Below are 26207 nucleotides of genomic sequence, written 5' to 3'. Positions count from 1 at the left end.
ACACGGCCCTCTACCAGGCAAAGCACTCCGGCCGGGACCGGGTCGCGACCGCGCAGCCATGATGGGCCTCCCGCGTTAGGGACCGCCACTCCGGCCTGTCGTAGGGCTGCTGCTCCCCGCACGCTGCGCCCGTGGGCTCTACGCAAGATTGCGTCTACACGCTGGGAGCGGGGATCTCGATGCCGTACTGCCGGATTCTGCGGTAGATCGTCGCTCGCGACATGCCGAGCGCCCGCGCCGCGAGGGTCCTGTTCCCGTCCGCACTGAGCAGGCTCTGCACTATTGCGTCTCGCTCGATCGCCTCCATGGCTCCGAGAACCCGGCGGGTGACCGTGTGACATTCCGGCGGCAGGTCACCGACCATGATCGTGCCTGCGGGGCGAACCTGGATGACTTTGCGCAGCACCTGGCGCACCTGCTCGATGTTGCCTGGCCAACTGGCACGCAACAGTGCTTGCATAGCCTGCGGGGAGCAGGCGAGTTGGCCGCCACGGGTAAGTTTCACCAGCAGGAACGGCACGATTTGGTGCAGATCGTCGATATGGTGCCGCAACGGGGGCACTTCGATGCAACGCGGGAAGTAGCGCATCAGGGGGCCGAGGGGTTTGTCATCGGCGCTGAGCGTCAGGACTACCCACGGCAGATCCCGGCGGCCTCCCGCCTCCGCTGCTTGGCAGGCGGACGCCAGCACATGCAGCCGGTAGGGGTCGATGCGATCGGCGTGGCGTACCACCAGCGTGCCCCGGCTACGGCTCAGTTCGTGGCGGAGAAGGGTCCCCCACTCCCGAACAGTAGTGTTGTGGCCGTCGATAATGGAGAACCACGCGGACGGATCACGCCGCTGGCACACGGCCCGGGCCAAGGCTGTTTTGCCCACGCCGGGCTCTCCTCGTAATATCACCCACTCACCTGCTTGCGCAGCCGCGTCCACTTCCCGGCACGCACGGGTCCATAGAGTTCCGGAGCCGACGATGCCGGGCAGTGGAAGCCGCGTCAGGGCGGTGTCCGCATGCCGGGGGCGCGGCGCTTCGACAAAACGGACATGGGCCACCGCCCCGTCGGTGGCCCTCTCCGTCGCCACTGTCCGGCAGTGCACGCGGGCCCAGGTTCCGCTGGGCAGCTCCACCATCAGGGTGGTGGTACGGCGTCTGGCGACGACATCGGTGAGCCGCCCGATCAGCACCGACTGGTCGCGGGGGTCGAGCAGTTGGCGCGCGTGCTCGTTCATCATGACGACGTCGTCGTTGAGGCCGAGTACCACGCCGGAAATCCGCTGGCATGTCCTGAGATATTCCCGTAACAGGGCAAGGTCACGGTGTTCTTCGTCGGCGAGCAGGGATTCCTGAATCTGTGCCGCCGCAGCCCGGGCCATGGCCATGAGCAGCGGCCCAGCGTCCGGGCGCCAACAGGTCAGGTCTAAGACGCCGATGATCTTCCTCGTGACTGGATGGTACACCGGCACTCCGGCGCAGGCCAGATCCTCGAGGTTCGAGGCGTAGTGCTCGTGTCCGAAGACATGGGCGGGGGACCTTCCCTCGAGCGCGGTACCGATTCCGTTGGTTCCCACCAGTCTTTCCGCATAGCTGAAACCCGGTGCGAGCTGGACCGCGTCGAGGTGCTTCTCCAGGGCGCGGTCACCGGTGCGCCGGGCCAGGACGACCCCCTCGGCATCGGTCAGGATGATGCTGATAGGCTGATCGACAAGTTGATCGCCGATTTGGCGGACGATGGGCGCTGCGGCGCGGCTGACCGGGTTGTCGATGTCGAGGTCGCCCACGAACGTGAGTCGGGGGCCTTCCGCCGCTACCTCCCAGTGCCGGGAGCGTAACCAGGACGCCCGGATGCTATCGCGTACCCTGTCCGGCTCGATGGAGCCGGTGGTCAGGAACAGCTCCCGTGCCTGCGCAACCTCGGCGCCATAATGATCATGAGCATCTAAGTTGCTCGAACAACCAACCATCTGATGGATCTCCTCCCGCGAACGGCGAACCTCGACGACTCCGGTACAACCGCAGCGTCCGACGTGGTCACGAGCGGTTCCCGAGCGAGGTTAGATCGCCGCCTACCGTCTGGCTAGACCTTGTGCTCCGTCCACTGCCGGGTGCCCGCCGCGCCCGACCAACCCCGGACCGGCCCCCGACCGGCGGCGGTCGCCGGTCGCCTCCGCATTGATCTTGTTGGTCGAGCTCTGGCACCTGTCTCAGATTGAGATACCACACACCTCCCACAGGGAGTGTGATGTGGGACATACGAAGGGACGTGGCGCAGGCACCGGTTCCGGCCGGAAGGAGGGTCGACGCGGATCGGCGTCGACCTCGGTGCAGGCGGGCATCGCCGGTGTCTGCCCGACCCCGTATCGTCCAGGAGGCAGGGCGTGAGCCGTCAAAGCTTGACAAAGGCACATAAGAAGATCACGGAGCTGTCATGGGATCCGACGTTCGCGACGCCCGCGAAGCGGTTTGCCACCGACTATACCTTCGATAAGTCTCCGAAGAAGGACCCGCTCAAGCAGATCTTGCGCTCCTACTTCCCGATGGAGGAGGAGAAGGACAACCGCGTGTACGGCGCGATGGACGGCGCGATCCGCGGCAACATGTTCCGCCAGGTCCAGCAGCGCTGGATGGAGTGGCAGAAGCTCTTCCTGTCGATCATCCCGTTCCCGGAGATCTCCGCGGCCCGGGCGATGCCGATGGCGATCGATGCCGTCCCCAACCCTGAGATCCACAACGGGCTCGCGGTACAGATGATCGACGAGGTGCGTCACTCGACGATCCAGATGAACCTCAAGCGCCTGTACATGAACCACTACATCGACCCGGCCGGCTTCGACATCACTGAGAAGGCGTTCGCCAACAACTACGCCGGAACGATCGGCCGCCAGTTCGGTGAGGGCTTCATCACTGGTGACGCGATCACCGCGGCGAACATCTACCTGACCGTCGTCGCCGAGACGGCGTTCACCAACACCCTGTTCGTCGCGATGCCGTCCGAGGCGGCCGCCAACGGCGACTACCTGCTACCGACGGTGTTCCACTCGGTCCAGTCCGACGAGTCCCGCCACATCAGCAACGGGTACTCCATCCTGCTCATGGCGCTCGCCGACGAGGCCAACCGGCCGCTGCTCGAGCGCGACCTGCGCTACGCGTGGTGGAACAACCACGCCGTGGTGGATGCCGCGATCGGCACCTTCATCGAGTACGGCACGAAGGACCGCCGCAAGGACCGCGAGAGCTACGCGGAGATGTGGCAGCGCTGGATCTACGACGACTACTACCGCAGCTACCTCATCCCCCTCGAGAAGTACGGCCTGGTGATCCCCCACGACCTGGTCGAGGAAGCCTGGAACCGTATCTACAACAAGGGGTACGTGCACGAGGTCGCGCAGTTCTTCGCCACCGGGTGGCCGGTGAACTACTGGCGGATCGACCCGATGACCGACGACGACTTCGAGTGGTTCGAGTCGAAGTACCCGGGCTGGTACAACAAGTACGGCAAGTGGTGGGAGAACTACAACCGGATGCGTTACCCCGGCCGGAACAAGCCCATCGCGTTCGAGAACGTCGACTACCAGTACCCCCAGCGGTGCTGGACGTGCATGGTGCCCTGCGTGATCCGCGAGGACACGGTGCATGACAAGGTGGACGACCAGTGGCGCACCTACTGCTCCGAAGCCTGCCACTGGACGGACAAGGTGGCGTTCCGGCCGGAATACCAGGGCCGCCCGACGCCGAACATGGGCCGGCTGACCGGCAAGCGGGAGTGGGAGACTCTCTACCACAACTGGGATCTCGCCGATGTCATCTCCGACCTCGGGTACGTCCGTGATGACGGCAAGACCCTGATCCCGCAGCCTCACCTCGAGCTCGACGACCCCTCGAAGCTCTGGACGCTCGACGATGTCCGCGGCATCACGTTCAGCAGTCCGAACGTCGCACTCAACGAGATGAGCGACGCCGAGCGTGAGGCAACGATGGCGGCCTACCGGGCCGGCGGTCCGGGCGGTCGGCCGGCACCCGTTTCCTAGTAGCGCCCTGCAAGCTGCGGGCGTGTTGAAGAACCGCCGTCCGAGGGGGCCGACGGACGTTTCTTGAATGCGTTCGACCGAACACGGTCCCACCGGCGCCGCGACACGAGCGCCGGTGGGACCGCACCACCGAGGCGCGGCCCGGGCGGCTCGCCCGGATACGACGGGTTTTCAAAGCAGGAGAGAGACGGGCATGAGCGACACCCACCGGGTCCGGTTCGAGCCGGTCGACGTGGAGATCGAGGTTACCGAGGACGAGACCGTGCTCGACGCGGCGTTCCGCCAGGGCGTCAACCTGATGCACGGATGCAAGGAGGGACAGTGCTCGGCGTGCAAGTCCTTCCTGCTTGACGGTGATGTACAGATGGGCCGCTATTCGACCTTCGCGTTGGCCGACTACGAAAGCGATGAGGGCTACATCCTGCTGTGCCGGGCGCACGCCTTCAGCGATCTGTCGGTCGAACTGGTCAACTACGACGAGGACATGATCCGATCCGGCCTTCCGGTGCGGACCATAGAAAGCACCGTCGTCGAGACGGAAGATCTCACCCACGACATCACCCGGTTGCGTCTGGACATCGCCGGTTCACCGGACTTCATGTTCCATCCGGGTCAGTACGTCGACATCACCATTCCTGGTTCGAGTGAACACCGTTCGTTCTCCATGGCGAACATCTCGGGAACGGAAGGTTATCTTGAGTTCATCATCAAGAAATATCCGGGCGGGCGTTTCTCCGGACTTCTGGAGGACGGTCTGCGCCCCGATGACCCGCTGACCGTCACCGGGCCGTACGGTGCTTTCACGCTCCGGGTGAGCTCGGACCGCCGGATCGTCTTCATTGGTGGTGGCGCGGGGATGGCCCCGATCCTCTCCCTGCTACGCCAGCTGGCGACGAAGAACAGCGAGCGGGAGGTCGTCTTCTACTACGGGGCGCGCTCCCCCCGCGATCTGTTCTATGTCGACGAGATCCTCCAGACCGGTGCGTCGATTCCCGGCTTCACGTTCGTCCCCTGCCTGTCCGACAGCATGCCGGAGAACTCGGACGATATCGGCCATCCCGTGGAAAACGGGTTGGTAACCGATATAGTGGACCGGCACGAGACCGACATCGCCTCCTGCGATGTTTACTTGTGCGGTCCGCCTCCCATGATTGACGCGGCATTGCCGCGGCTTGAGTCGAGCGGGGTCCCGAAAGAACAGATCTTCTACGACAAGTTCACCATCACGGCCGCCGCCGAAAGCTGACCGGTCACCGGTCGGCCATCGGTTGACGACCTGCCACGAGGAGCGCAGGCATGACGACGCAAGTCACGGGTAAGACCAGGAGCTTCCCCAAGCCGGAGTTCACCGACGCGGAGGCGGGCGCGTTAACGTTCCCCAGCTCCACCAGCCGCGCGTACAACTACTTCAAGCCGCAGAAAATGCGGGCGACCATGTACGAGGACGTCACCTTCGACGTCCAGCCGGACCCTGACCGCTACCTGGCCCAGGGCTGGGTCTACGGTTTCGCCGATGGGCCCGGCGGGTATCCGCAGGCCTGGACGGCGCTGCGCTCCTCGGACTGGCACGCCTTCCGCGACCCCAATGAGGAGTGGGAGCAGACCATCTACCGGAACAACTCCAATGTTGTCCGGCAGATCCAGCAGAACCTCGAAAACGCGCGGGCGGCCCATGCCTACGACGGCTGGTCGCGGGGGTGGACCAAGTTTGTCGAGCAGCACCTGGGCGCCTGGATGCACGCTGAGAACGGTCTGGGCCTGCACGTGTTCGTCGCCGCTCAGCGGTCGGGCCCCACGAACATGATCAACACTGCCATCGCAGTGAACAGCGCGCACAAGCTCCGCTTCGCTCAGGACCTCGCCCTGTACAACCTGGAGCTGGCCGAGTCCCTGGCGGGGTTCGACGGATCGGCCCACCGCAAGGTCTGGCACGACGACCCGGTGTGGCAGCCGGTGCGGGAGAACGTCGAGCGGATCACCGCGGTCGCTGACTGGGCGGAGGCGCTCGTCGCCGCGAACATCGTGTTCGAGTCGCTGGTCGGCGTGTTGTTCCGCAGCCACCTCGTCATGCAGATCGCCGCCCGTAACGGCGACTACGTCACGCCGACCCTGGTCGGGACCGGCGAGAACGACTACGAGCGCGACCTGCGTTACACCCGCGCGCTGCTCAAGCTTCTCGTCACCGACGAGAAGTTCGGCGCAGGTAACGTCGAGACCATTTCCGGCTGGTTGTCCCGGTGGGTTCCGCTGAGCTTGAAGGCGGCCCATGAACTGCAGCCGATCTGGTCGCAGCCGCAGGAGAAAGTCATTACCTTCTCGGAATCCCTCGACGCCACGGTCAACGGGTTCCGGGCTGTCCTTTCCGACCTTGGTCTGCCCGAGCCGAAGGAGCTGACGCAGTGACCATCGCGAACGAAAACCCAGAGCTCGGTAAAGCCAATCGGACCTCGTCAAACATGTGTGGCGTCACCCTGATGAACAACCAGAACGGGTATGTCGTCGCCGACGTCATGCGGAGCAAGCCCGGTATCCGCGTCGAGGAGTATCCGTCCATGATCCGGGTTGACGGCGAACGTAAGATCGAATTCGACTTCGACGAGATCTCGGATGCGCTCGGTTTCGATTTCGGTGTGTCCGACTTCGAAGAGATCATGTCCACGCACTACGGCCGGATGGTGCACCTCGACGACAAGACCGTACTTTTCGCCAACCCTGAGGACGCGGCGGAGTACATCGATTTCGACCTGAAAGTCGTCACTAACTGACCTGACCCGGTACGAACGGAACGGTCCACGTCGGGCTCATCCGGCCCGGCGTGGACCGGCCGTGGTGATATTGCGGAGGATATCCACATGTACGTCAAGGACAATGAGCGATACTTCATCGTGGATTCCCACCTGCACTTCTGGGATGGGAGCCCGGAGAACCAGGCGAACCGCTACGGCAAAGGTTTCATCGACTGCTTCTACGACTACCATGTGAATCTGAGCCCGCAGGAGTATCTCTGGTCACGGGAAAAGTTCCAGAAGTACTCTGCGGAAGTCATGGTGAAGGACCTGTTCGAGGACGGTTACGTCGACAAGGGGATCTTCCAGCCCACCTATCTGACGGACTTCTACCGCAACGGTTTCAACACCACCGAGCAGGACGGCGCGCTCGCCGAGAAGTACCCCGGCAAGTTCATCGTGAACGGCTCCTTCGACCCGCGTGACGGCGAACTGGGCCTGTCGAAGCTGGCGGACCTGGCGGCACGCTGGAACCTCAAGGGCGTGAAGCTCTACACGGCCGAGTGGAAGGGCGAGTCCAAGGGCTACAAGCTGACCGACCCGTGGGTTTACCGGTATCTGGAGAAGTGCCAGGAACTCGGCATCCGCAACGTCCACATCCACAAGGGCCCGACGATCTACCCGCTGAACCGGGACGCGTTCGATGTCGCCGACGTCGATGATGTGGCCACGGCATTCCCCGAGCTGCGGTTCATCATCGAACACGTCGGACTGCCCCGGTTGGAGGACTTCTGCTGGATCGCGACGCAGGAGCCGAACGTCTACGGTGGGCTCGCGGTGGCCATGCCGTTCATCCACAGCCGGCCGCGCTACTTCGCGCAGATCATCGGTGAGCTCCTCTACTGGCTCGACGAGAACCGGCTGACCTTCTCGAGTGACTACGCGATCTGGCACCCCAAGTGGCTGGTCGAGAAGTTCGTCGACTTCCAGATCCCGGAGGACATGCAGGCCGAGTACGGCGTGCTCACCCCCGACATCAAGCGCAAAATTCTCGGTCTCAACGCGGCCGCGCTCTACGACATCGAGGTACCGGCCGAGGTTAGCGGGGCGGGCAGCGGCGCTCCGGCGTCGACGCCTCTCGTGGGCGCAGGGCAGTCCGTATGACCACACCCACAGTAACCAGTAGGACCGGCCTGGCCGCGGACGTCTGGGAAGCTTTGGGGCGGGTGTACGACCCGGAGCTCGACCAGCCCGTCACCGAGCTGGGATTCGTCCATGCTCTGGTGGCCCAGGACGGGCGGGTGCAGGTTCGGCTCAGGCTCCCGACCTACTTCTGCGCGCCGAACTTCGCCTACCTGATGGTGTCCGACGCGCACGACGTGGTGAAGGAGCTGCCAGGAGTCACCGAGGTGGACGTGGCCCTGGAGGATCACTTCGCCGCCGAAGAGATCAACGCCGGAGTCGCCGCCGGAGACGGTTTCCCGGCGAGTTTCCCCGGGGAGGCCACCGGAGGCCTCGACGACCTGCGGATGACCTTCCTGCGTAAGGCGCACACCGCCAGCCTGGAAGGCGCGGCCAAGCGCCTGGTAGCCGAGGGTTGGTCACCCGAGTCGCTGTACCGGGCCCGGCTGGCGGACATGCCGGAGTCACCGGAACGACACAGCCTGCTGCGCCGACGGGACGCCCTCGGACTGTCCCTGGCTCCCGAGGCGCCGCTGTTCGTCGACGACGACGGCCGTCCGATCGATCGCGAGGCGCTGCCTCTCCGGCTGCGATTTGCCCGGACCGTCCGGGTGACGATCGACGCAAACACCACGGTCTGCCGCGGTCTGCTGGAGACGCGGTACGGCCCTGTGACCGCACACCCATGACGTGACAGTGACGTGACAGCAACGAACGCGGAGGTGGGCCGATGAGGGCCGTTCAGGTCATCAAGTACGACAACGCGCCGCGGCTGGTAGACGTCCCCGACCCCAAGATCCTCCATCCGCTGGACGTGGTGGTCAGAATCGGCGGCGCCGGTGTCTGTCGGACGGACCTGCATATCATCGAAGGGCAGTGGGAGCAGAAGTCGGGCGTGACCCTGCCGTACGTGCTCGGGCACGAGAATGCCGGCTGGGTGCACGAGGTCGGTTCGGCGGTGAGTGACATAGCCGTGGGCGATCCGGTCATCCTGCACCCGCTGGTCACCTGCGGGCTGTGCCAGGCCTGCCGGGACGGCGACGACGTGCACTGCGCCCGGGCGTCCTTCCCCGGGATCGACAGCGACGGCGGCTACGCCGAACTCCTGCGGACCAACGCCCGGTCGGTGGTCAAACTCGACCCGTCGTTGCAGCCGGCGGATGTGGCGGCACTGGCCGACGCCGGACTGACCGCCTACCACGCGGCACGCAAGGCAGCCGCGGCACTGAGCCCCGGTGACCGGGTCGTGGTGATCGGAGCCGGCGGTCTGGGCCACATCGGTGTGCAGGTGCTGCGTGCCCTCACCCCAGCCGAGATCATCGTCGTCGACCGCTCCGCCGAGGCGTTGCGGCTCGCCGGCGAACTGGGCGCCGACCACACGGTGCGGGCCGACGGCAGCGAGGTGTCCGCGGTACTCGATCTCACCGGGGGCAACGGCGCCGAGGCGGTCATCGACTTTGTCGGTGAAGGCGGTGCGATCGAAGCGGGTGTCGCCATGCTGCGTCGCGCCGGTTCGTACTATGTTGTCGGCTATGGCGGGGTGCTGAACGTCCCCACCATCGACATCATCTCCACTGAGATCAACTTCATCGGTAACCTGGTCGGATCGTACAGCGACCTCGTCGAGCTGATGGTTCTCGCAACCCGTGGCAAGGTCACCCTGCACACGAGTGCCTACCCCCTGGCAGAGTTCCACCAGGCGCTCGACGACCTTCACCACGGCAAGGTGCGCGGTCGGGCGATCCTGATCCCCTGATCTACTGATCACCCTGATCTACTGATCACCCGGACCCGGTCTGTGAATGGCTCGGGAACCCAGGGCTCCGGCGGCGCGACTGTGCGATCGGATCGGGCTCCAGGTGGGGCTGGCTTGGCCATCATGCCCCGCCAGCTGCTCGCCGCCACGATCGTGCCGCCCTCGGCCCGCCCTGACGGATGCAGAGCGGAAGGACTGAGGAAGAGATGGCCAAGGATCTGCGGTTCAACGTCGAGGCGCGTCGCCTGCTGGAGGCCGGGGTCAATGCCCTGGCGGACGCCGTCAAGGTGACTCTGGGTCCAAAGGGCCGCAACGCCGTCATCGAAAAACTGACCGGGCCGCCCACCATCACCAATGACGGTGTGACCATAGCCAGGGAGATCCAGCTGCGTAACCCCTTCGCCAACATGGGGGCGCAACTGGTCAAGGAGGTCGCGACCAAGACCAACGGCACTGCCGGCGACGGAACCACCACCGCCACCGTGCTCGCGCAGGCCCTCGTCCGGGAGGGTCTGCATGCCGTGGACGGGGGCGCCAACCCGATGTTTCTCAAGAACGGCATCGAGGCTGCCGTGGCCGCCCTGCTGGAGGAGTTTGAAAAGTACCGGGGAGAGGTCGATGGCGAGGCTGATCTTGCCCGGGTGGCGACCCTCGCCGCCAACAACGATGCCCGGATCGGCGACGTCGTGGCCGCGGCCCTTGGCCGGGTGGGCTGTGACGGGGTGGTCACGGTCGAGGAATCCCCGATATTCGGACTCGAGGTCAGCTTCGTGGACGGTATCGAGTTGGACAACGGGTACCTCTCGCCGTACATGGTCACCGACACCGAGCGGATGGAGGCCGCCTACACCGACCCTTACATCCTGTTGACCAACGAGAAGATCTCTCAGGTTCAGACCCTGATGCCGGTCCTCGAGCTGGTCACCCGGGCCGGCGGCCAGTTGATTGTCTTCGCGGAGAACGTCGAGGGACCGGCACTGGGCATGCTGGTCGCCAACAATGTGCACGGGACCTTCCGGTCCGCGGTGGTCCGGGCACCCGGTTTCGGTCACCGCCGGTTGGCAGAGCTCAACGATCTCGCGGTTTTTCTGGGCGGTCAGGTGATTACCGCGGATGCCGGGCTTTCCCTGGACCGGGTCACCCTCGGCCAGCTCGGGCGTTGCAAGAAGGCCACCATTACCGAGCATGTGACTACGATCGTCGACGGCGCCGGTTCCGCCACCGAGATCCATGCCCGGATCGACCAGCTCAAGCGGGAGTTCGAACGGGCGGAGAACGCCCACGACCAGGACACGTTGCAGACCCGGATCGCCCGGCTGTCCGGCGGCGTCGCGGTGATCAGGGTCGGCGCCGTGACCGGCGTGGAGCTGAAGGAGAAGCTGCACCGGGTCGAGGACTCCCTCGCGGCGGCACGGGCTGCTCTCGCCGAAGGTGTCGTGGCGGGCGGTGGTACCGCCCTGCTGCAAGCGGCCTCGGCCCTTGACAAGCTCACGCTGGCCGGCGACGCCGCTGAAGGCAGGGAGATCGTCCGGCGGGCCATCGCCGAACCACTGCGCTGGATCGCGATCAACGCTGGCTATGACGGCGACGAAGTGGTCAAGCGGGTCGCCGAGCTGCCGCGCGGTCACGGTTTCAACGCCGCGACCGGAGAATACGGGGACATGGCCGGCTTCGGTGTCATCGACCCGGTGAAAGTCACCCGTTGCGCGCTGCAGAGCGCGGCGTCGATCGCCGCGCTGTTGCTGACAACGGAAACCCTGGTTGTCGAGGAGGTCATCGGCAACCCGGGCGCCGTGATTGCTCCCGGATTCGGGGATCTCGCGGAGGGCCTGGTCCGGCCTTCCAACATCGCCTGATCGTCAGGCGGCCGATGGCGTGCCGGCAGCTGCCGGCACGCCATCGGCAGGAATGGTCTCGCGCCCGGTCAGCATCACCGTTTCCGGAGCGGATGACGCCGGTCCGGCGGGCCGCCTACCGCCGGACCGGCTTCGCGACTCTCCGCTTCGTGCGGACCGCCGGCGCGGGGCGTGCCCTGGTTCAGACTGGGCCAAGGGCGATCCGCCCCACCTGGGACGCGTCAGGCGGTGATGCCGTAGGCCTTCAGCTTGCGGTAAAGGCCGGACCGCGACATCCCGAGCCTGGCGGCCGCCAGCATTCGGTTGCCCTCGGTCTCCTGGAGGGCGGCGACGATCGTGTCTCGCTCAGCTGCCTCCAGCGGGGTGAGCACGTGCCGCGAGGTGGTCTGGCAGTACGCCGGCAGGTCCTGGTCCTGGATCTCCCCGACCGGTCGCCGCCGCAGCGCGTGTTCGAGGGCCTCGCGCAGCTGGGAGACGTTGCGTGGCCAGGAGTAGCGCGCGATGATCCGTTCGGCGGCTGGACTGAGCCGCACCTTGCGGTTGGGGGCTATGCCGCGCAGGACCGACGAGGTGATGGTGGAGAGGTCATCGGTACGGCATCGCAGCGGCGGCACGGTGATCGCTACCTCGAAGTGGCCGAGGAGTGCGTGGAACGGCAGGTCGGAGTCCAGCGAGGAGTCCGACAGGGTCGCAACGAATGAGGTGGTGCCGTCGAGCCGGCCGATCGCAGTGAAGAACGCGTCGAGCTGTTCGACTCCTTCGGTGCTGGCCTGGTCGACATTGCGGACGATGTAGAGGGTCGGCTCTGGCTTGCCCGCGAGCAGGGAGTCGATGTCGGTCTCAGAGTTCTCGATGGTCAGCTGGGAGGCGTCCATCGACACGCTTCGGCTGCCCGGGTGCGAGGCGTGGAAGATCTCGGCGACCAGGGTGAACTTTCCGGTGCCGGTCTCACCGAGCACGATCGCCGGCTTCTCCGCCATGAGGGCTTCGCGCAGCTTGTCGCACGCGCGTACCCACGCCGGTGACCGGCCACCGGTAATGGTCTCGTGCGGCCGGTACAGGTCGCCGGCGATGCGGGAGGTCTGCGGGGTCGCGACCGCGATCTGTGGCAGCACCTGCTCGGTGAAGTCGCCCGGCGATCCGGCCTTCTCCGTGGCAACGAGGTCGGCGATCACCACCATGCCGGCCACCTCGGAGCCGGTCAGGATCCGGGTCCCCCGGATGTGGACCATGCGTCCCCCCGGCAGGACCAGGGTGTCGCTCACCCGGTCGCGGCGGCTCATGAGGAAGGTCGCGTGCTCGCGCAGGGTCAGCTGCTCGCTGGCGTCGAACAGGCGCTGGGCCGGGGCGTTGGCGATGAAGACCGAGTCACCGAAGGCGAAGACGGCCTGCCGGGACGCCCGGGCTTCGGCGCGCAGGTAGGTCTCGAAAACGGCCTGCTGGGACTGGCTGCGATCCAGCAACAGGTTGCGGCTGATGTCCTTGGCGGCACTCTTCACCAAGGTGTGCATCAGCGGGCTCCAGGTCTGGGTGAGCGTGGAAATGTCCAGCACTCCCTCTACCCGGCCGGTGAGAGGATCGATGACCGGGGCGCCGGTGCAGGCGAAGCATTGCAGGGGCTCGGTGAAGTGCTCCGGCCCGACGATGCTGACCGGCTGACCGGCCTCGATCACGGTGCCCACACCGTTGGTGCCCATCATCGACTCGGAGTAGTTGAACCCTGGCGCGAATTCGACCCTGTCGAGCAACCGCCCGACCGTCGATGACAAGTCGATGCGCTGAACCAGCCTGGCCTTGTGGTCGGTCAGGGCGATGACCAGCGGGAGGTCCGCGGTGTCGTTGCCGAGCTGAGTGAGCACCGGGCGTGCGCAGCGCACCAGCCGGGACCCGGTGTCGATGTCGTCGATGTAGTCGCTGTGCGGCCGTGCGCTGTCGACGCCGGCCGCCTGGCTGCGTTCCCATGATGCCGCGAGCACGTCGGGGACACCGACGGCACCCGCGCGGCCGCACTCCAGGAAGTCTGCCCGGGCTGCGGCTACCCGTAAGAGGCGGTTCGCGGTGTCCGGCATGAGCACCTCCTCGGGGGTCCTGGATGGCCCCGCGGAAGAACATCGTGGCTGAGAGCCACGCCACATCCAAGAGCAGTGAGTGTCCAATTTTGGGACACCGACACCCGGTGGGACGCCAGCAGGGTTGTCCCAACAACGGGGCCTGCGCATGGAACCCAGGGAGTCACGAACCGAGGAGCGTCATGGACACCCTGATCAACATCGACAACGGTGGCACGCTTACCGACATCTGCGTCTGGGATGGCGACCAGTTCACCTACACCAAGACCCTCACTACTCCGCACGACCTGTCGGAGTGCCTCTTCGACGGGATCGAGAAGGCCTCGGCCGCCCTCTACGGCGAGGCCAACACGGAGAAGCTGCTGCACGCTACGCAACACATCCGCTACTCGACCACGCAGGGCACCAACGCCCTGGTCGAGCGGCGGGGCCCGATGATCGGCATCCTCAGCACGATGCCGGGCCTGTTCGAGCAGATGCGCAGCCGTGAAGCCGAGAAGGACCTCTTCGACGGCCTGATCGCCGACCGGGTGCTCACCATCGACATGGGCGCGACCGATGAGGAGATCGACTTCGAAGTCGTCCAGCGGATCAACCAGCTCACCACCCTGGGTGCCGCCCGGGTGGTGGTGGCTGGTGAGTCGCCGGAACAGGAGCGTCGCCTACGCAGCGTGTTGCTGCGCAAGTTCCCGCGGCACCTGCTCGGCTCGATCCCGCTCCTGTACTCGTGGTCCCTCGCCGGCGACCGGGACCACCCGCGCCGGGTGTGGTCGTGCGTGCTCAACTCGTTCCTGCACCCGACCATGGAGCGGTTCCTGTACGCGGCGGAGCGGCGGCTGAAGTCGTACAGGGTGCTCAACCCGCTGCTGGTCTACCGCAACGACGGAGCCTCCTCGCGGGTGGCCAAGGCGGTGGCGCTGAAGACGTACTCCTCCGGGCCGCGCGGCGGCTTGGAGGGTACGGCGGCGCTGGCTCGCACGTACGGCCTCGAGCACACGCTGATGATGGACATCGGCGGCACCACCACCGACGTGGGGGTCGTCCGCGGCGGTGCGACGGCGGCCGATGAGCGCGGCACCATCGAGGGCGTCTCGATCTCCTACCCGATGAGCAACGTGCACTCGACCGGTGTCGGCGGGTCCTCGGTGATCTCGGTGGTGGACGGGCAGATCACAGTCGGGCCACGCAGTGTGGGGGCGGCCCCCGGCCCGGCCTGCTTCGGCTTCGGTGGCAAGGAAGCCACGATCACCGACGTCAACCTGCTGCTCGGCATCCTCGACGCCAGCACCTACCTCGACGGCACCTTCCGGCTCGACGCCGACCGTTCGGCCGCGGTCATCACCGAGACCATCGCCGAGCCGCTGGGCATCAGCCTGGAGGAGTCGCTGATCCGGATGGAGCAGGCCTACTTCGAGGCGCTGGCACACTCCTTCGCGCACCTGATCCAGGAGAACTCGACCCTCGTCGCCTTCGGTGGCGCCGGCCCGATGAGTGCCGTCGGTGCCGCTCGTCCGGCAGGGGTGAAGAAGGTGCTGATCCCGCGGATGGCAGCGGTCTTCTCCGCGTTCGGCATTGCCTTCTCCGACATCGGCAAGACCTACGAGGTCGGCGTGCCGGAGCCGACCACGGCAAGCACCGCGGCGACGTACGACGAGATGCTCGCCCGGGCCAGGCGCGACATTTTCCAGGAGGGCTACGACCTCGACGACTGCCGCACCGAGGTATTGCTCACCATCGAGGAGACCGACGGGTCGCCGGTGGAGACCAGGCCGTACCAGTCCGGCGACGCCGTGGACTTCCCCGGGAAGCAGGTCTCCCTGCAACTGTCGGTGACGGCCGCGCTGCCGCACCCCGAGGTTGCTCCCGACACCGACGTGCCCGCGATCCGGGTGACGAGCAATGAGACCCGCCTGGTCCGTTCCGCGCCCGACCAGGTCGACAAGGTGCCGGTGTTCGTGCTCGCCGAGATGCCGCCCGGTGGGAGTGGCGAGGGCCCGGTGATCGTCGAGGGTCCGTTCTTCACCGCCCGCGTGCTGCCCGGCTGGCAGTTCCGGGTCACCGCCTCGGGGGACCTGCTGCTGACCGACACCCAGTGACCTCCTTGACCGCCCCGAGCATCCCCTGACCGCCACGAGAGGAAAGTCATCATGCGGGTCCCCATGACCGAATACCTGGTCATCGATCTCGATACCGAGCGCTGGGTCTGCCGGGTGTGCGGCCGCGACATCTGGTCTGCCCACGGGAACTACAAGCTCGGCTGTCTGGTCTACGACCGCGACCCACGGGAGATCCACCAGCCGATCATCGACCCCGAACGCTACGAGTTCACCTTTTCCCCGGACCCGGCGTACTGCCGGATCCTGGAGTTCTACTGCCCCGGCTGCGCCACCCAGATCGAGACCGAATACGTGCCGCCGGGACATCCGCCGACGGCCGATCTCGTCATCGACGTCGCCGCGCTGCGCGCCCAGTGGGAGGAACGCGGCGTCGACCCCGAGCAGGTCCACAACTACGGGCCCGGCGAGGACGCGCAGAAATACACCGCCATGCACAAGGCGACCGGCCACATCCGCTGATCTCGCAGGGAGAACCGAGACAATGAAACGTATCTCCGTCGACATCGGCGGCACCTTCACCGACTGCTTCTTCGTTTGGGACGAGACCTACGTCGAGGCGAAGGCGCTGACCACGCACCACAACCTGGCGCTGGGCTTCAACGAGGCGCTCGACCTGGCGTGCAGCCGGGCCGGACTGGACCGCGGCACCGTGCTCACCGAGGTCGACTCGGTCCGCTACGCCACCACCCTGGGCACCAACGCTCTCATCGAGCGCAAGGGACCCAAGGTGGGGGCGATCGTCACTCATGGCTTCGAGGACACCATCCCGCTCTCCCGCGGCCGGGGGTACGGCGAGGGCCTGGACTACTCGATGCAACAGAACCTCCCGGCAGCCGAACGGCCCGAGCCGCTGGTGCCGCGGTACCTGATCCGCTCGGTCAAGGAACGCGTCAACTCGGCCGGCAAGATCGTGGCGAGGCTCGATCCCGAGGACGTCCGCACGGTGGTCCGTGAGCTGGTGGATGCCGGCGCCGAGGCCCTGGTGGTTTCGCTGGTCAACGCCACCGAGAATCCCGAGCACGAGCTGGCGATCCAGGAGATCATTCTCGACGAGTTCCCGGCCCACGAGCTGGGTGCCATCCCGCTGCTGCTGGGCCACCAGGTCTCTGGTCGCAAGGGCGAATACGTGCGGGCGACCTCCACCATCGTGGACGGCTTCCTGCACGAGATCATGTTTCACGCGCTCAGCCAGCTCTCGAACAACCTGCGCGACTCCGGCTACGGCAAGCCGATGCTGGTCATCCACAACTCCGGTGGCATGGCGCAGATGAACTCCACCGACGCCCTGCAGACCATCCACTCCGGTCCGATCGCCGGCGTCGGCGCCGCGGAGCACCTGTCGAACGAGACGGGCCTGGGCCATGTGATCTCCACCGACATGGGCGGCACGTCCTTCGACATCGGCCTGGTGCCCGAGGGCGGCGTGAAGCACTATGACTTCCTGCCGACCATCGACCGCTGGCTGGTGTCGGTGCCGATGGTGCACCTCGACACGCTCGGTGCCGGCGGCGGCTCCATTGCGTCGTACGACCGGATCCACAACTCCATCAAGATCGGCCCGGAGTCGGCCGGCTCCAACCCCGGCCCGGCCTGCTACGACCGCGGCGGACTGCGCCCGACGGTGACCGACGCCGACCTGTTGCTCGGCTATCTGGACCCGGACAACTACGCCAACGGCTACATCAAGCTCAACCCGAAGCGCTCCCGGTTCGCCGTCGAAGAGAACCTGTGCGACCAGCTCGACATGGACGTTCTCGACATCGCCCGCGCGATCAAGGACGGCGTCGACGAGCAGATGGCGATCGGCATCGGCAAGGAGCTGCGGGTGCGCGGCTACTTGCCGGAGGACTTCACGATGCTCGCCTACGGCGGCAACGGTCCGCTGCACGCCTGCGGTATTGCTCGCCATGCCGGCATCAAGCAGATCCTGGCCCCGCCGTTCTCGTCGGTGTTCTCCGCCTGCGGCGCCGGCAACATGAAGCAGCTGCACTTCCACGAGCGCGGCGTGCACATCACGATGTACAACGCCACCTCCCGGTCGCTGTACGACAAGTACGAGGAGTTCAACGCGATCGTCGAGGAACTCGAGGCCCGGGGCCGGGAGGACCTGGTGCGTCAGGGCTTCGCGGCCGAAGACGTGAAGTACCGCCTGGAACTGGACATGCGCTACGGCAACCAGTTGCTCACCCAGGCTGTCGCCCTCGACATCAACCGGATGAACGGTGTCGGCGACGTACTGCACATGATCCGCACCTTCGGTGATGTCTACAGTCACCGGTTCGGCGCCAGCAGCGCGGCACCCGAAGCCGGGATCCGGGTGGGGACCGTGCGGGTGGCCTCCTATGTCGACGGCGACGTCGTCAACTTCGACTCGCTGGAGGCCGGCGGCGAGCGCACGGTGCCGACCGAGGTGTCGCACCGCAAGGTCTACTTCATCGGCCAGGACGACTCGATCGAGACGCCGGTCTACGACCAGGCCGCGCTGTCGCACGAGCGGGTGATCCCCGGTCCCGCGATCGTCACCACCGAGAACACCACCTACCTCGTCGAGCCGGGCTGGCGTCTGGAGCCGACGGTGCAGGGCGCCGTCTGGTTCCTGCAGGACTGATCGAGTACACCGTCGAGCGCACCAGGGAGAAGACGATGACTGTCACGGACGACAGCGCCACGCAGGAGCAGGCCACCGAGCAGAACACCCTCACGCCCCAGGAGCGGGAGTGGGTCGACCAGTTCATGGACGAGACCACTCTCTTCCTCGGTCCCGACCCGGTGATCATGCGTGACCACTCCATCCAGGAACGGACGTCGCGGGAGGAGACGGCGATCGCCGCCGGTGTCGACCGGCTGGTGGTCGAGCGGATCCGCAAGCGGATTGCCGGTGCGCTCGACGAGGGCTACGAGATGTGCGAGGCACAGGGTGCCGCACCCGGGGCGAAGTGGGGTGACCTGACGACCGCGATCTACACCGCGGCCGGGGACGTCTCCTACCTCTCCTGCCACGGGGTGATCGCGTTCTCCGCGATCCTGCACCACCCGATCCGGTACATCGTGAAGTACTGGAAGGACGAGCCGACCGTCGGCATCCACGAGGGCGACGGATTCATCCACAACGACGCCCGGTTCGGCAACGTCCACAACACCGACCAGTCGATGATCATGCCGGTTATACGTGGGGGCGAGATCATCGCGTGGGTGGCGGCGACCATCCACGAAGGCGAGAACGGCGCCTGCGAGCCGGGCGGCATGCCGTCAGGCTCGGAGACCCCGTTCGACGACGGCCTCCGGATGAGCCCGTTCAAGATTGTCGAGCGTGGTCATCTGCGCCGGGACCTGCTGACCTTCCTCCAGCACTCGGTGCGCGACCCCAAGCTGCAGCTGGCCGACCTGAAGGTGAAGATCACCGCGGTGCGCAAGATCATGGAGCGCATCGACAAGGTCATCGACGAGGTTGGCGTCGACACGTTCGTGGCGGCCCTGCGGGTCACCGTCGAGGACGTCGACGCCGAGGTCCGCCGCCGGATCTCCGAGCTTCCCGACGGCACGTACTCCTTCAACCAGTTCATGGACTCGACGCTGAAAGAGAACATCCTCATCAAGATCGCCTGCAAGATCCACGTCAAGGGCGACAAGATGACCGTCGACCTGCGTGGCACCGGACCGGAGATCATCAACCGGGCGATCAACTCTCCGCTGTGCTCGGTGAAGTCGATGATGATGCAGGCGATCCTGGCGTTCTGGTGGCCAGACCTGCCGCGCTGCACGGCGGCGATGAGCTGCATCGAGATCATTTCCGACGAGGGCACCTGGGCCGACGCGTCCTATGACGCCCCGATGGGGCAGTCGTTGCAGGCCTCGTTCCGAGGCTTCTCGATGATGCAGGCGCTCTACGGAAAGATGTCGTTCTCCACGCCGCACAAGTACTCGAACATCGTGGCCAACTGGTTCAACCAGATCAACACGTTCCTGTGGGGCGGTGTCACCCAGCACGGCGACATGGTCGGCAACCTGTGTGCCGACCTCAATGGCATGCCCGGGGGAGCCAAGCCCTTCCGGGACGGTGAGGACGCCGTCTCGCCGCTCTTCTGCGCCATGGCCGACACGGCCGAGCAGGAGGTCATGGAGGAGGAGGTGCCCTTCATGCAGCTGGTGGCCAAGCGCCTGGTCCGCGACAACATGGGCTTCGGCAAGTTCACCGGCGGCATGGGCTACGAGATGATCGTGGCCGCCGAGGGCACGCCGGAGTGGGGCTTCATGACGGTGACCTCCGGAGCGAAGTTCTCGTCCATCTACGGCATGTTCGGGGGCTACGGCTGCGGCACCTACCCGCTGGCGATGGTCAAGGGCACGAATGTCTACGAGCACATTCGCCGGGACAACAAGAAGTTCGACCTCTCGATTGAGAAGGTCATGAACGAGCGTCCGTTCCCGGACGGGAAGTACTCGACCTATCACATGGGTCTGCAGTACGACCGCGCCAAGGACGGCGAGCTCTACATGATCTCCCAGGGTGCCGGTGGTGGGTACGGTGACCCGCTGGAGCGTCTGCCTGAGTCGGTGCTGCGCGATGCCGAGCTCGGCCGGATCAGCCAGAAGGTCGCCGAGGAGATCTTCGGTGTCCGCTATGACCCGATCACCTTCCGGCTCGACGCCGAGGGCACCAGGCAGGCCCGCGAGCGGGTCCGCCAGACGCGCCTGACGCGCGGCAAGCCCTACGCGGAGTTCGTCAAGGATTTCGTCACCGAGGAGCCGCCGAAGGACCTCCTCTACTACGGCTCCTGGGGCGACGACACCAACGACCTCACCGCCACGGTGTTCACCATCGACGGTCCCCAGCGGGTCAAGGCGCCACTGAAGGAACTGCCGATCATCGTGATCCCGGACCGCCGGGAGCTGAAGATCGCGGCGCTGGAGGCGCGCGTGCGGGAGCTGGAGGACAGGCACGGCGAGGACGTCAAGCGTCTCGCCTGAGGTTCCGTCTCGCCTGAGGTTCACGGAGCCCTGAGGTTCAAGGAGCACTGAATGTCTTCTCTCACTGCCCTGCTCGCTGCCGCGCCCGGCGGCCGGGCGCTGGTGATCGACCATGATGCCTACGCGACGGCAGTGCTACGGCAGGGCAGCGAGATCCCCTGGGGTGACCTCGCCGCCCTGACCGGGCACGTCGCCCAGGTCCAGGCCCTGCTGGACCCGGATGCGGTGTTCATCAATGCCGAGGCGTTCTACGACGCGTATCTCGCGGCGACGCCTGACCTGGTGAGCGCCCTAGGGAAGCGTAGCCGCACGGGCTACGCGTTACGCACCCTGCTCGGTGACGAGCCCGCCGTCGAGCGGTTGGTTCTGACCATGCGCACGCTGGCGGACTCGACCCGGCGACGGGTCGTGCTGTCGGTGCCGTCGCCCGCGAGGTGGTTGCTGCGGGCACACGACCGGGCCGGTACGGGGCTGGACGAGGTGAGCGAGGACCACGCCGACAGCGCCTCCATGTACCTCGCCGAATGGCTGGGGCGCCTGGGGTCGCCGCCGCTGGGACTGCTGCTCCTTGATGCCCGGGCCCGCTCCGGGGACTCCGCCACGCTGGAGTCCCCGGAGCGGGCGGGTGGCTATACCTCGCTGACCAATGTGGCCGGGCACTTCGACTGGACGCTGGCGGTGCGATTCGACTCCTCGGTTGACGTGGCCGGCGATGTCACGCGGGCTGTCGTCCTTCCCGAGGCGTTCTGGCATGGCGAGGGGGAGGCACCTCGTGACGGAGCCCAGCTTGTGCTGACCACCATCCCGGCCAATGCGCTGCCCGAGACGGTTCTGCTGCGCCGGGCCCTGCTGAAGGAGGGGTGAGGTGGACAAGGTTGTGGCGTCGGCGCAGGAGGCGGTCGCCGACATCCCGGTCGGGGCCAGCGTGGCGAGTGGTGGCTTCGGGGTCTGCGGTATCCCGTCGGTGCTCCTTGCCGCGCTCGCCGAACAGGGGGCCTCGGACCTGACCGTCATTTCCAACAACTGCGGGATCCCGGGTGTGGGTAACTCGCTGCTGCTGGAGGGCGGGCGGATCCGCCGTCTGGTGGCGTCGTACGTGGGGGAGAACAAGGAACTGGAACGGCAGTACCTCTCCGGGAAGGTCGAGATCGAGTTCAACCCGCAGGGGACGCTGGCGGAGCGGTTGCGCGCCGGTGGAGCCGGGATCGCCGCGTTCTACACCCGCACCGGCGTCGGCACGCAGGTCGCCGACGGCGGGCTGCCGATCAGGTACGACGCCTCGGGTGAGGTGGCGCTGGCCTCGCAGCCCAAGCCGACCGAGGTCTTCGAGGTCGACGGGGTGCCGCAGGTCTTCGTGCGGGAGACGGCGCTGCGGCCGGACTTCGCCCTGGTGCGGGCCCGGCGTGGTGACCGGCACGGCAACCTGGTTTTCCGCAAGGCCGCCCGCAACTTCAACCCGCTCTGCGCCATGGCCGGGAGGGTGACGATCGCGGAAGTGGAGGAACTCGTCGAGCCGGGTGCGCTGGAGCCCGACGAGATCCACCTGCCCGGAGTCTTCGTGCAGCGGGTGGTGGCGTTGACGCCCGACCAGGCCGCGGACAAGGGGATCGAGCGGCTCACCCTGCGTGCCGTCACGACTGCTGCAGGAGGTGCCTGACATGCCTTGGTCCCGGGACGACATGGCCGCCCGCGCGGCGGCGGAACTCAACGACGGGGACTACGTCAACCTCGGCATCGGTCTGCCGACGCTGGTTCCCAACCACGTGCCCGACGGCGTGGAGATCGTGTTGCAGAGTGAGAACGGCATCCTCGGCCTGGGCCCCTACCCGGTCGCCGGCGAGGAGGACCCGGATCTCATCAACGCCGGCAAGGAGACGGTGACGACCGCGACGGGAGCAAGCTTCTTCGACTCCGCCACCAGTTTCGGGATGATCCGTGGGGGGAAGATCGATGCGGCGATCCTCGGCGCCATGCAGGTCAGCGAGCGCGGGGACCTGTCGAACTGGGTGGTGCCCGGCAAGCTGGTCAAGGGCATGGGGGGCGCGATGGACCTGGTCCACGGCGCCCGCCGCGTGATCGTTCTGATGGAGCACTGCGCCAAGGACGGATCGCCGAAGATCCTGCCCGAGAACACGCTCCCGCTGACCGGCACGGGTGTCGTGCAGCGCATCATCACCGACCTCGCCGTCATCGACGTGACCTCCGATGGTCTGGTGCTGGTGGAGACGGCGCCGGGCGTCACAGCCGACGACGCGCAGAAGGTGACACCGGTACGGCTGGCTCGGGTGGGCACGAAGCCTGGTGCCGGCGTGGCGGGCGGACCTGCCGGGGTGTCTCAGCAGTGACCTGCCGGGGTGTCTCAGCAGTGAAGGGTGTCTGAGCGTTGAAGGGACCGGATGTGGACCACGATGATGTGGAGATCGTGGGCTGGGGTCATACCCCGTTTGGCCGTCTGCCCGAGGAGACTCTGGAGTCGCTGATCGTCGCCGCCGCGCGGGAGGCGATCGCGTCGGCGGGCCTGCGCCCGCGGGAGATCGACGAGATTGTTCTCGGTACCTACAACGCGGGGTTGCAGCCGTTGGCGTTTCCTTCCTCGCTGGTCCTGGAAGCCGATGACGATCTGCTGTTCACCCCGGCGACCCGGGTGGAGAACGCGTGTGCGAGCGGGTCGGCCGCGCTGCTGTGCGGGGTGCGGGCGATCCAGTCCGGGCAGGCGCGCCGGGTGCTGGTGGTCGGGGCGGAGAAGATGACCCACGCGCCGGCCGAGGCTGTCGGCGGGGCTTTGCTGGGTGCCGACTACGAGCATGCCGGCGGGTTGTCCGGTGCCGGGTTCGCGCGGTTGTTTGCCGATGTCACCGAGGCCTACTTCACCAAGTACGGTGATCACAGTGACGCGCTGGCACGGATCGCGGCGAAGAACCACCGTAACGGGGTGGTGAACCCGTACGCCCATCTGCGTTCCGATCTCGGCTTCGAGTTCTGTAGCACGGTCGGTCCGCGTAATCCGATGGTCGCGGGCCCGCTGCGGCGCACGGACTGCTGCCCGGTCTCGGATGGTGCCGCCGCGGTGGTGCTGGCCGCGCCGGGTAGCGCGCCGCGTACCCCGGCGGTGCGGATCCGTGCCCTGGCGCAGGCCAACGATTTCCTGCCGGCCGCGCGGCGTCATCCGCTGGCGTTCGCCGCCGCGCACTGGGCCTGGCAGGCGGCGTTGGGGCAGGCCCGGGCGCGGCTGTCCGACCTGCACCTGCTGGAACTCCACGACTGTTTCACCATCGCGGAGCTGCTGGAGTACGAGGTCGTCGGGTTGTGCCCGCCCGGCGGCGGGGGTCAGGTCATCCTCGGTGGGGTCGTGGACCGGGACGGCACGCTGCCGGTCAACCCCTCCGGGGGGTTGAAGGCCAAGGGCCATCCGGTTGGTGCCACCGGGGTGTCCCAGCATGTGATGGCAGTGCTGCAGCTCACCGGCAACGCCGGGGCGATGCAGATCCCCGGGGCCACCGTCGCCGGGGTGTTCAACATGGGTGGCCTGGCGGTCGCCAACTATGCGAGTGTCCTGGAACGGGTGCGATGAGCGCCCGCACCGGCCGGGACCCGTACCGGTTTCGTTCGGGTCGTCATGGATCGGTCCTCTCCCGTTCCCGGCTCGCCACCGGGTGGCGTGCGGCGGGCTGATGGACGTACAGCTCGCGCCGCCGCGGGGTCATGGCCGCGGGGACGGGCTCCGGCAGCCGGTAGCGGGCGGGATGCTGGTGCTCGGCGTACAGCCGGTCGGCATTGTAGACCCGGGGGAACTTCCAGAGCATCCGTGGGAAGTTCGTCTGGCCGTGCGCCAGGTTCGCGGTGACGATCCGGGCGGTCGCGGCAAGCGCCTTCGCGCCGAGGTGTTTGCGGTTGAGGACCGCCTGGGTGGAGACGAGCTCGTGGTAGAAGCGGTCGAGGGGGAGCCGGGTGGGGACGACGGCGTGTTGGATGTCGAACAGCCGGTAGTCCAGGGTGGTGAGCCGCCGGGACTGGGTGTGCCAGATCTCCGTACCCGGGTAGGGGGTGCACACCGTGAGATGCACGATTTCCGGCACCGACAACGCCCATTCGCGGACGAGACGGAACTGCTTCTCGTCCCAGCCCGGGTCGGCGATGAGGTTCACCGCGACCGTGATGCCGATCTTTCGGGCGACTTCGAGGGCGCGGATGTTCTCGTCCGGGGAGATCCGCTTGTGGTAGAGGTCCAAGCCGTCCGCGTCGAGGGCCTCCATGCCCAGAAACATGTATTCGAGGCCGAGGCGGCGCCAGCGCTCGAACACCTCGGGATGGCGCAGCAGGACGTCGCTACGGGTTTCCAGATAGTACCGTTTACGAATCCCTCGGCGTTCGACCTGATCGGCGATGGCCATGCCGTGTTCGGGCCTGATGAAGGCGACGTCATCGACGATGAAGACGTTCGGTTCCCGGATGGCGGACAGTTCCTCGCCGGCCGCGTCCGGGGAGAGGCGGCGGTAGCTGCGGCCGTAGAAGGTCCAGGCGCTGCAGAAGGAGCAGTCCCATGGGCAGCCGCGGGTGAACTCGACCGAGGCGCACGGGTCCAGCTCCCCGATGAAGTAGCGGCGGCGGTGCGCCAGCAGATGGCGGGCCGGCAGCGGCTCGTCGAGGCTGGGTAGCAGGGCCGGGATCGGGCCCGCCCCGTCGGCGGTGACCGCGCCCGGGACGTCGGTGAGACGGGCGCGGTCGGCCTCGAGGATGCGCGGGGCGACCACTTCGCCCTCGCCGCGCGCGACCACATCGAGTGCGCCGTCGCCCTGCTTCAGCAGGTGCTCGGCGATGAAGGAGACGCTGTGGCCGCCAGCCACGACCAGGCAGCCGGGCAGCTCCCGCTTCGCCCGGTGCGCGAGCTCGATGACCTCGGGGACGTTCGCGAGGTAGTTCACCCCGAACATCACCGCGTCGGGACGACACTCTCGCAGGCGGCGCGCGTAGGTGGCCGGTTTCTCCACCTGAAGATCGATCATGCTCACCTCGTGGCCCGCGGCGAGCAGCGCGGCCGCCACCCGTTCCAGCCCCAGCGGTTCGAGCCGTAGAAAGATCTTCGAGTACATCAGCGCGCTGGGATGAACCAGTAGGACACGCATGATGCTCCTCTCGACTGTTCGGGGACGGCCCTGGGTCTTCGAGGACGGGCCTGGGCGGACCGGACTGACGCGGACTGCTGCGGTCCCGTCCCGAACGTGCGTGCCGGGGACCCTGCGTGCCGGGTACTGCCCGTGGATCGCTCCCTGCCCGGGGCGCCGACTCCGCGTCGCCTGTCATCTTCCTGTTCCTGCCCCGGAGCGCCGGCCTGACTCGGGAACGAACCTTACATTCGGCTGACAATGACGTCGGCGCGTCGGGCACCGGTCCTTCAACGGCCCGAGAGCCCGGCCGGGACCGGCCGGGCTCGGCTAGCGGCACGTTCCGCGACTGATCGTGGCGGATCGGCTGCTTGCGGCGGGGAGCGGGCGGTTGCGGGGGAGGGGCT

The 26207-nt window shown here is 66.8% G+C and carries 19 protein-coding genes; 16 read left to right on the top strand and 3 right to left on the bottom strand.

Annotated features, from left to right (window positions below):
• Positions 1–154 precede the first annotated feature (154 nt).
• Positions 155–1777 (bottom strand): sigma-54-dependent Fis family transcriptional regulator, encoded by a 1623-nt coding sequence (locus AC08OP_RS03260; RefSeq protein WP_476612831.1) that lies wholly within the window; start codon positions 1775–1777, stop codon positions 155–157.
• Between the two features lie 597 nt (positions 1778–2374).
• Between AC08OP_RS03260 and AC08OP_RS03255 the strand changes: the two genes are divergently transcribed.
• The 8 genes from AC08OP_RS03255 (at position 2375) to groL (ending at position 11544) form a co-directional block, all read left to right on the top strand.
• Complete coding sequence (locus AC08OP_RS03255) at positions 2375–4024, top strand: aromatic/alkene/methane monooxygenase hydroxylase/oxygenase subunit alpha (protein WP_476612830.1); 1650 nt, start codon at positions 2375–2377, stop codon at positions 4022–4024.
• A 193-nt stretch (positions 4025–4217) separates the two neighbouring features.
• Positions 4218–5270, top strand: a complete 1053-nt coding sequence (locus tag AC08OP_RS03250; RefSeq protein ID WP_476612829.1) for an FAD-binding oxidoreductase — start codon at positions 4218–4220, stop codon at positions 5268–5270.
• 50 nt (positions 5271–5320) lie between these two features.
• On the top strand, positions 5321–6427 hold the full coding sequence (locus AC08OP_RS03245) for an aromatic/alkene monooxygenase hydroxylase subunit beta (RefSeq protein ID WP_476612828.1): 1107 nt from the start codon (positions 5321–5323) through the stop codon (positions 6425–6427).
• A complete protein-coding gene (gene mimD, locus AC08OP_RS03240; RefSeq protein WP_476612827.1) occupies positions 6424–6789 on the top strand; it encodes a propane 2-monooxygenase effector subunit MimD in 366 nt (121 codons plus the stop codon). Before AC08OP_RS03245 ends, mimD begins: the two co-directional genes overlap by 4 nt.
• A gap of 87 nt (positions 6790–6876) precedes the next feature.
• Positions 6877–7914, top strand: a complete 1038-nt coding sequence (locus tag AC08OP_RS03235; protein WP_476612826.1) for an amidohydrolase family protein — start codon at positions 6877–6879, stop codon at positions 7912–7914.
• Positions 7911–8621: an iron-sulfur cluster assembly protein gene (locus AC08OP_RS03230; RefSeq protein ID WP_476612825.1), complete on the top strand. Its 711-nt coding sequence runs from the start codon at positions 7911–7913 to the stop codon at positions 8619–8621. The genes AC08OP_RS03235 and AC08OP_RS03230 overlap by 4 nt, the downstream gene beginning before the upstream one ends.
• A 41-nt stretch (positions 8622–8662) precedes the next feature.
• The gene (locus AC08OP_RS03225) at positions 8663–9688 is read left to right on the top strand and encodes an NAD(P)-dependent alcohol dehydrogenase (RefSeq protein ID WP_476612824.1); all 1026 of its coding nucleotides are present in this window, start codon (positions 8663–8665) and stop codon (positions 9686–9688) included.
• A 206-nt stretch (positions 9689–9894) separates the two neighbouring features.
• A complete protein-coding gene (groL, locus tag AC08OP_RS03220) occupies positions 9895–11544 on the top strand; it encodes a chaperonin GroEL (protein ID WP_476612823.1) in 1650 nt (549 codons plus the stop codon).
• Between the two features lie 221 nt (positions 11545–11765).
• Here the strand turns inward: groL and AC08OP_RS03215 are convergent, their stop codons facing one another.
• On the bottom strand, positions 11766–13613 hold the full coding sequence (locus tag AC08OP_RS03215; RefSeq protein ID WP_476612822.1) for a sigma-54-dependent Fis family transcriptional regulator: 1848 nt from the start codon (positions 13611–13613) through the stop codon (positions 11766–11768).
• 182 nt (positions 13614–13795) lie between these two features.
• Between AC08OP_RS03215 and AC08OP_RS03210 the strand changes: the two genes are divergently transcribed.
• The 8 genes from AC08OP_RS03210 to AC08OP_RS03175 are packed head-to-tail and all read left to right on the top strand — an operon-like array spanning position 13796 to position 24269.
• Positions 13796–15709 carry a hydantoinase/oxoprolinase family protein gene (locus AC08OP_RS03210; protein WP_476612821.1) on the top strand — a complete coding sequence of 638 codons (1914 nt, stop codon included), beginning with the start codon at positions 13796–13798 and terminating at the stop codon, positions 15707–15709.
• A gap of 51 nt (positions 15710–15760) precedes the next feature.
• Positions 15761–16189, top strand: coding sequence for an acetone carboxylase subunit gamma (locus AC08OP_RS03205; protein ID WP_476612820.1), 429 nt, complete (start codon positions 15761–15763; stop codon positions 16187–16189).
• Positions 16190–16211: 22 nt separating this feature from the next.
• The gene (locus AC08OP_RS03200; protein ID WP_476612819.1) at positions 16212–18338 is read left to right on the top strand and encodes a hydantoinase/oxoprolinase family protein; all 2127 of its coding nucleotides are present in this window, start codon (positions 16212–16214) and stop codon (positions 18336–18338) included.
• A 35-nt stretch (positions 18339–18373) separates the two neighbouring features.
• On the top strand, positions 18374–20698 hold the full coding sequence (locus AC08OP_RS03195; RefSeq protein WP_476612818.1) for a hydantoinase B/oxoprolinase family protein: 2325 nt from the start codon (positions 18374–18376) through the stop codon (positions 20696–20698).
• Positions 20699–20749: 51 nt separating this feature from the next.
• Positions 20750–21562: a hypothetical protein gene (locus tag AC08OP_RS03190; protein WP_476612817.1), complete on the top strand. Its 813-nt coding sequence runs from the start codon at positions 20750–20752 to the stop codon at positions 21560–21562.
• Between the two features lies 1 nt (position 21563).
• Positions 21564–22355 carry a CoA transferase subunit A gene (locus tag AC08OP_RS03185; RefSeq protein WP_476612816.1) on the top strand — a complete coding sequence of 264 codons (792 nt, stop codon included), beginning with the start codon at positions 21564–21566 and terminating at the stop codon, positions 22353–22355.
• 1 nt (position 22356) lies between these two features.
• Positions 22357–23043 carry a 3-oxoacid CoA-transferase subunit B gene (locus AC08OP_RS03180; protein WP_476612815.1) on the top strand — a complete coding sequence of 229 codons (687 nt, stop codon included), beginning with the start codon at positions 22357–22359 and terminating at the stop codon, positions 23041–23043.
• Between the two features lie 53 nt (positions 23044–23096).
• Positions 23097–24269 carry a thiolase domain-containing protein gene (locus tag AC08OP_RS03175; protein ID WP_476612814.1) on the top strand — a complete coding sequence of 391 codons (1173 nt, stop codon included), beginning with the start codon at positions 23097–23099 and terminating at the stop codon, positions 24267–24269.
• A 43-nt stretch (positions 24270–24312) separates the two neighbouring features.
• Here AC08OP_RS03175 and hpnR read toward each other — a convergent pair whose 3' ends face one another.
• Positions 24313–25821 carry a hopanoid C-3 methylase HpnR gene (gene hpnR / locus AC08OP_RS03170; protein ID WP_476612813.1) on the bottom strand — a complete coding sequence of 503 codons (1509 nt, stop codon included), beginning with the start codon at positions 25819–25821 and terminating at the stop codon, positions 24313–24315.
• Between the last annotated feature and the right edge of the window lie 386 nt (positions 25822–26207).

The sequence above is a fragment of the Frankia sp. CeRuru1 genome (genome assembly GCF_977966315.1).
The sequence above is the reverse complement of the archived record's forward strand: the minus strand, read 5'-3'. Positions and strand labels throughout refer to the sequence as shown.

What these genes read in the sequence shown, in the direction of transcription:
- AC08OP_RS03250 (WP_476612829.1), top strand. Translation starts at nt 4,218, where the DNA reads ATGAGCGACACCCACCGGGTCCGGTTCGAGCCGGTCGACGTGGAGATC.
- AC08OP_RS03245 (WP_476612828.1), top strand. Translation starts at nt 5,321, where the DNA reads ATGACGACGCAAGTCACGGGTAAGACCAGGAGCTTCCCCAAGCCGGAG.
- AC08OP_RS03235 (WP_476612826.1), top strand. Translation starts at nt 6,877, where the DNA reads ATGTACGTCAAGGACAATGAGCGATACTTCATCGTGGATTCCCACCTG.
- AC08OP_RS03230 (WP_476612825.1), top strand. Translation starts at nt 7,911, where the DNA reads ATGACCACACCCACAGTAACCAGTAGGACCGGCCTGGCCGCGGACGTC.
- AC08OP_RS03225 (WP_476612824.1), top strand. Translation starts at nt 8,663, where the DNA reads ATGAGGGCCGTTCAGGTCATCAAGTACGACAACGCGCCGCGGCTGGTA.
- groL (WP_476612823.1), top strand. Translation starts at nt 9,895, where the DNA reads ATGGCCAAGGATCTGCGGTTCAACGTCGAGGCGCGTCGCCTGCTGGAG.
- AC08OP_RS03215 (WP_476612822.1), bottom strand. Translation starts at nt 13,613, where the DNA reads ATGCCGGACACCGCGAACCGCCTCTTACGGGTAGCCGCAGCCCGGGCA.
- AC08OP_RS03210 (WP_476612821.1), top strand. Translation starts at nt 13,796, where the DNA reads ATGGACACCCTGATCAACATCGACAACGGTGGCACGCTTACCGACATC.
- AC08OP_RS03205 (WP_476612820.1), top strand. Translation starts at nt 15,761, where the DNA reads ATGCGGGTCCCCATGACCGAATACCTGGTCATCGATCTCGATACCGAG.
- AC08OP_RS03200 (WP_476612819.1), top strand. Translation starts at nt 16,212, where the DNA reads ATGAAACGTATCTCCGTCGACATCGGCGGCACCTTCACCGACTGCTTC.
- AC08OP_RS03195 (WP_476612818.1), top strand. Translation starts at nt 18,374, where the DNA reads ATGACTGTCACGGACGACAGCGCCACGCAGGAGCAGGCCACCGAGCAG.
- AC08OP_RS03190 (WP_476612817.1), top strand. Translation starts at nt 20,750, where the DNA reads ATGTCTTCTCTCACTGCCCTGCTCGCTGCCGCGCCCGGCGGCCGGGCG.
- AC08OP_RS03180 (WP_476612815.1), top strand. Translation starts at nt 22,357, where the DNA reads ATGCCTTGGTCCCGGGACGACATGGCCGCCCGCGCGGCGGCGGAACTC.
- hpnR (WP_476612813.1), bottom strand. Translation starts at nt 25,821, where the DNA reads ATGCGTGTCCTACTGGTTCATCCCAGCGCGCTGATGTACTCGAAGATC.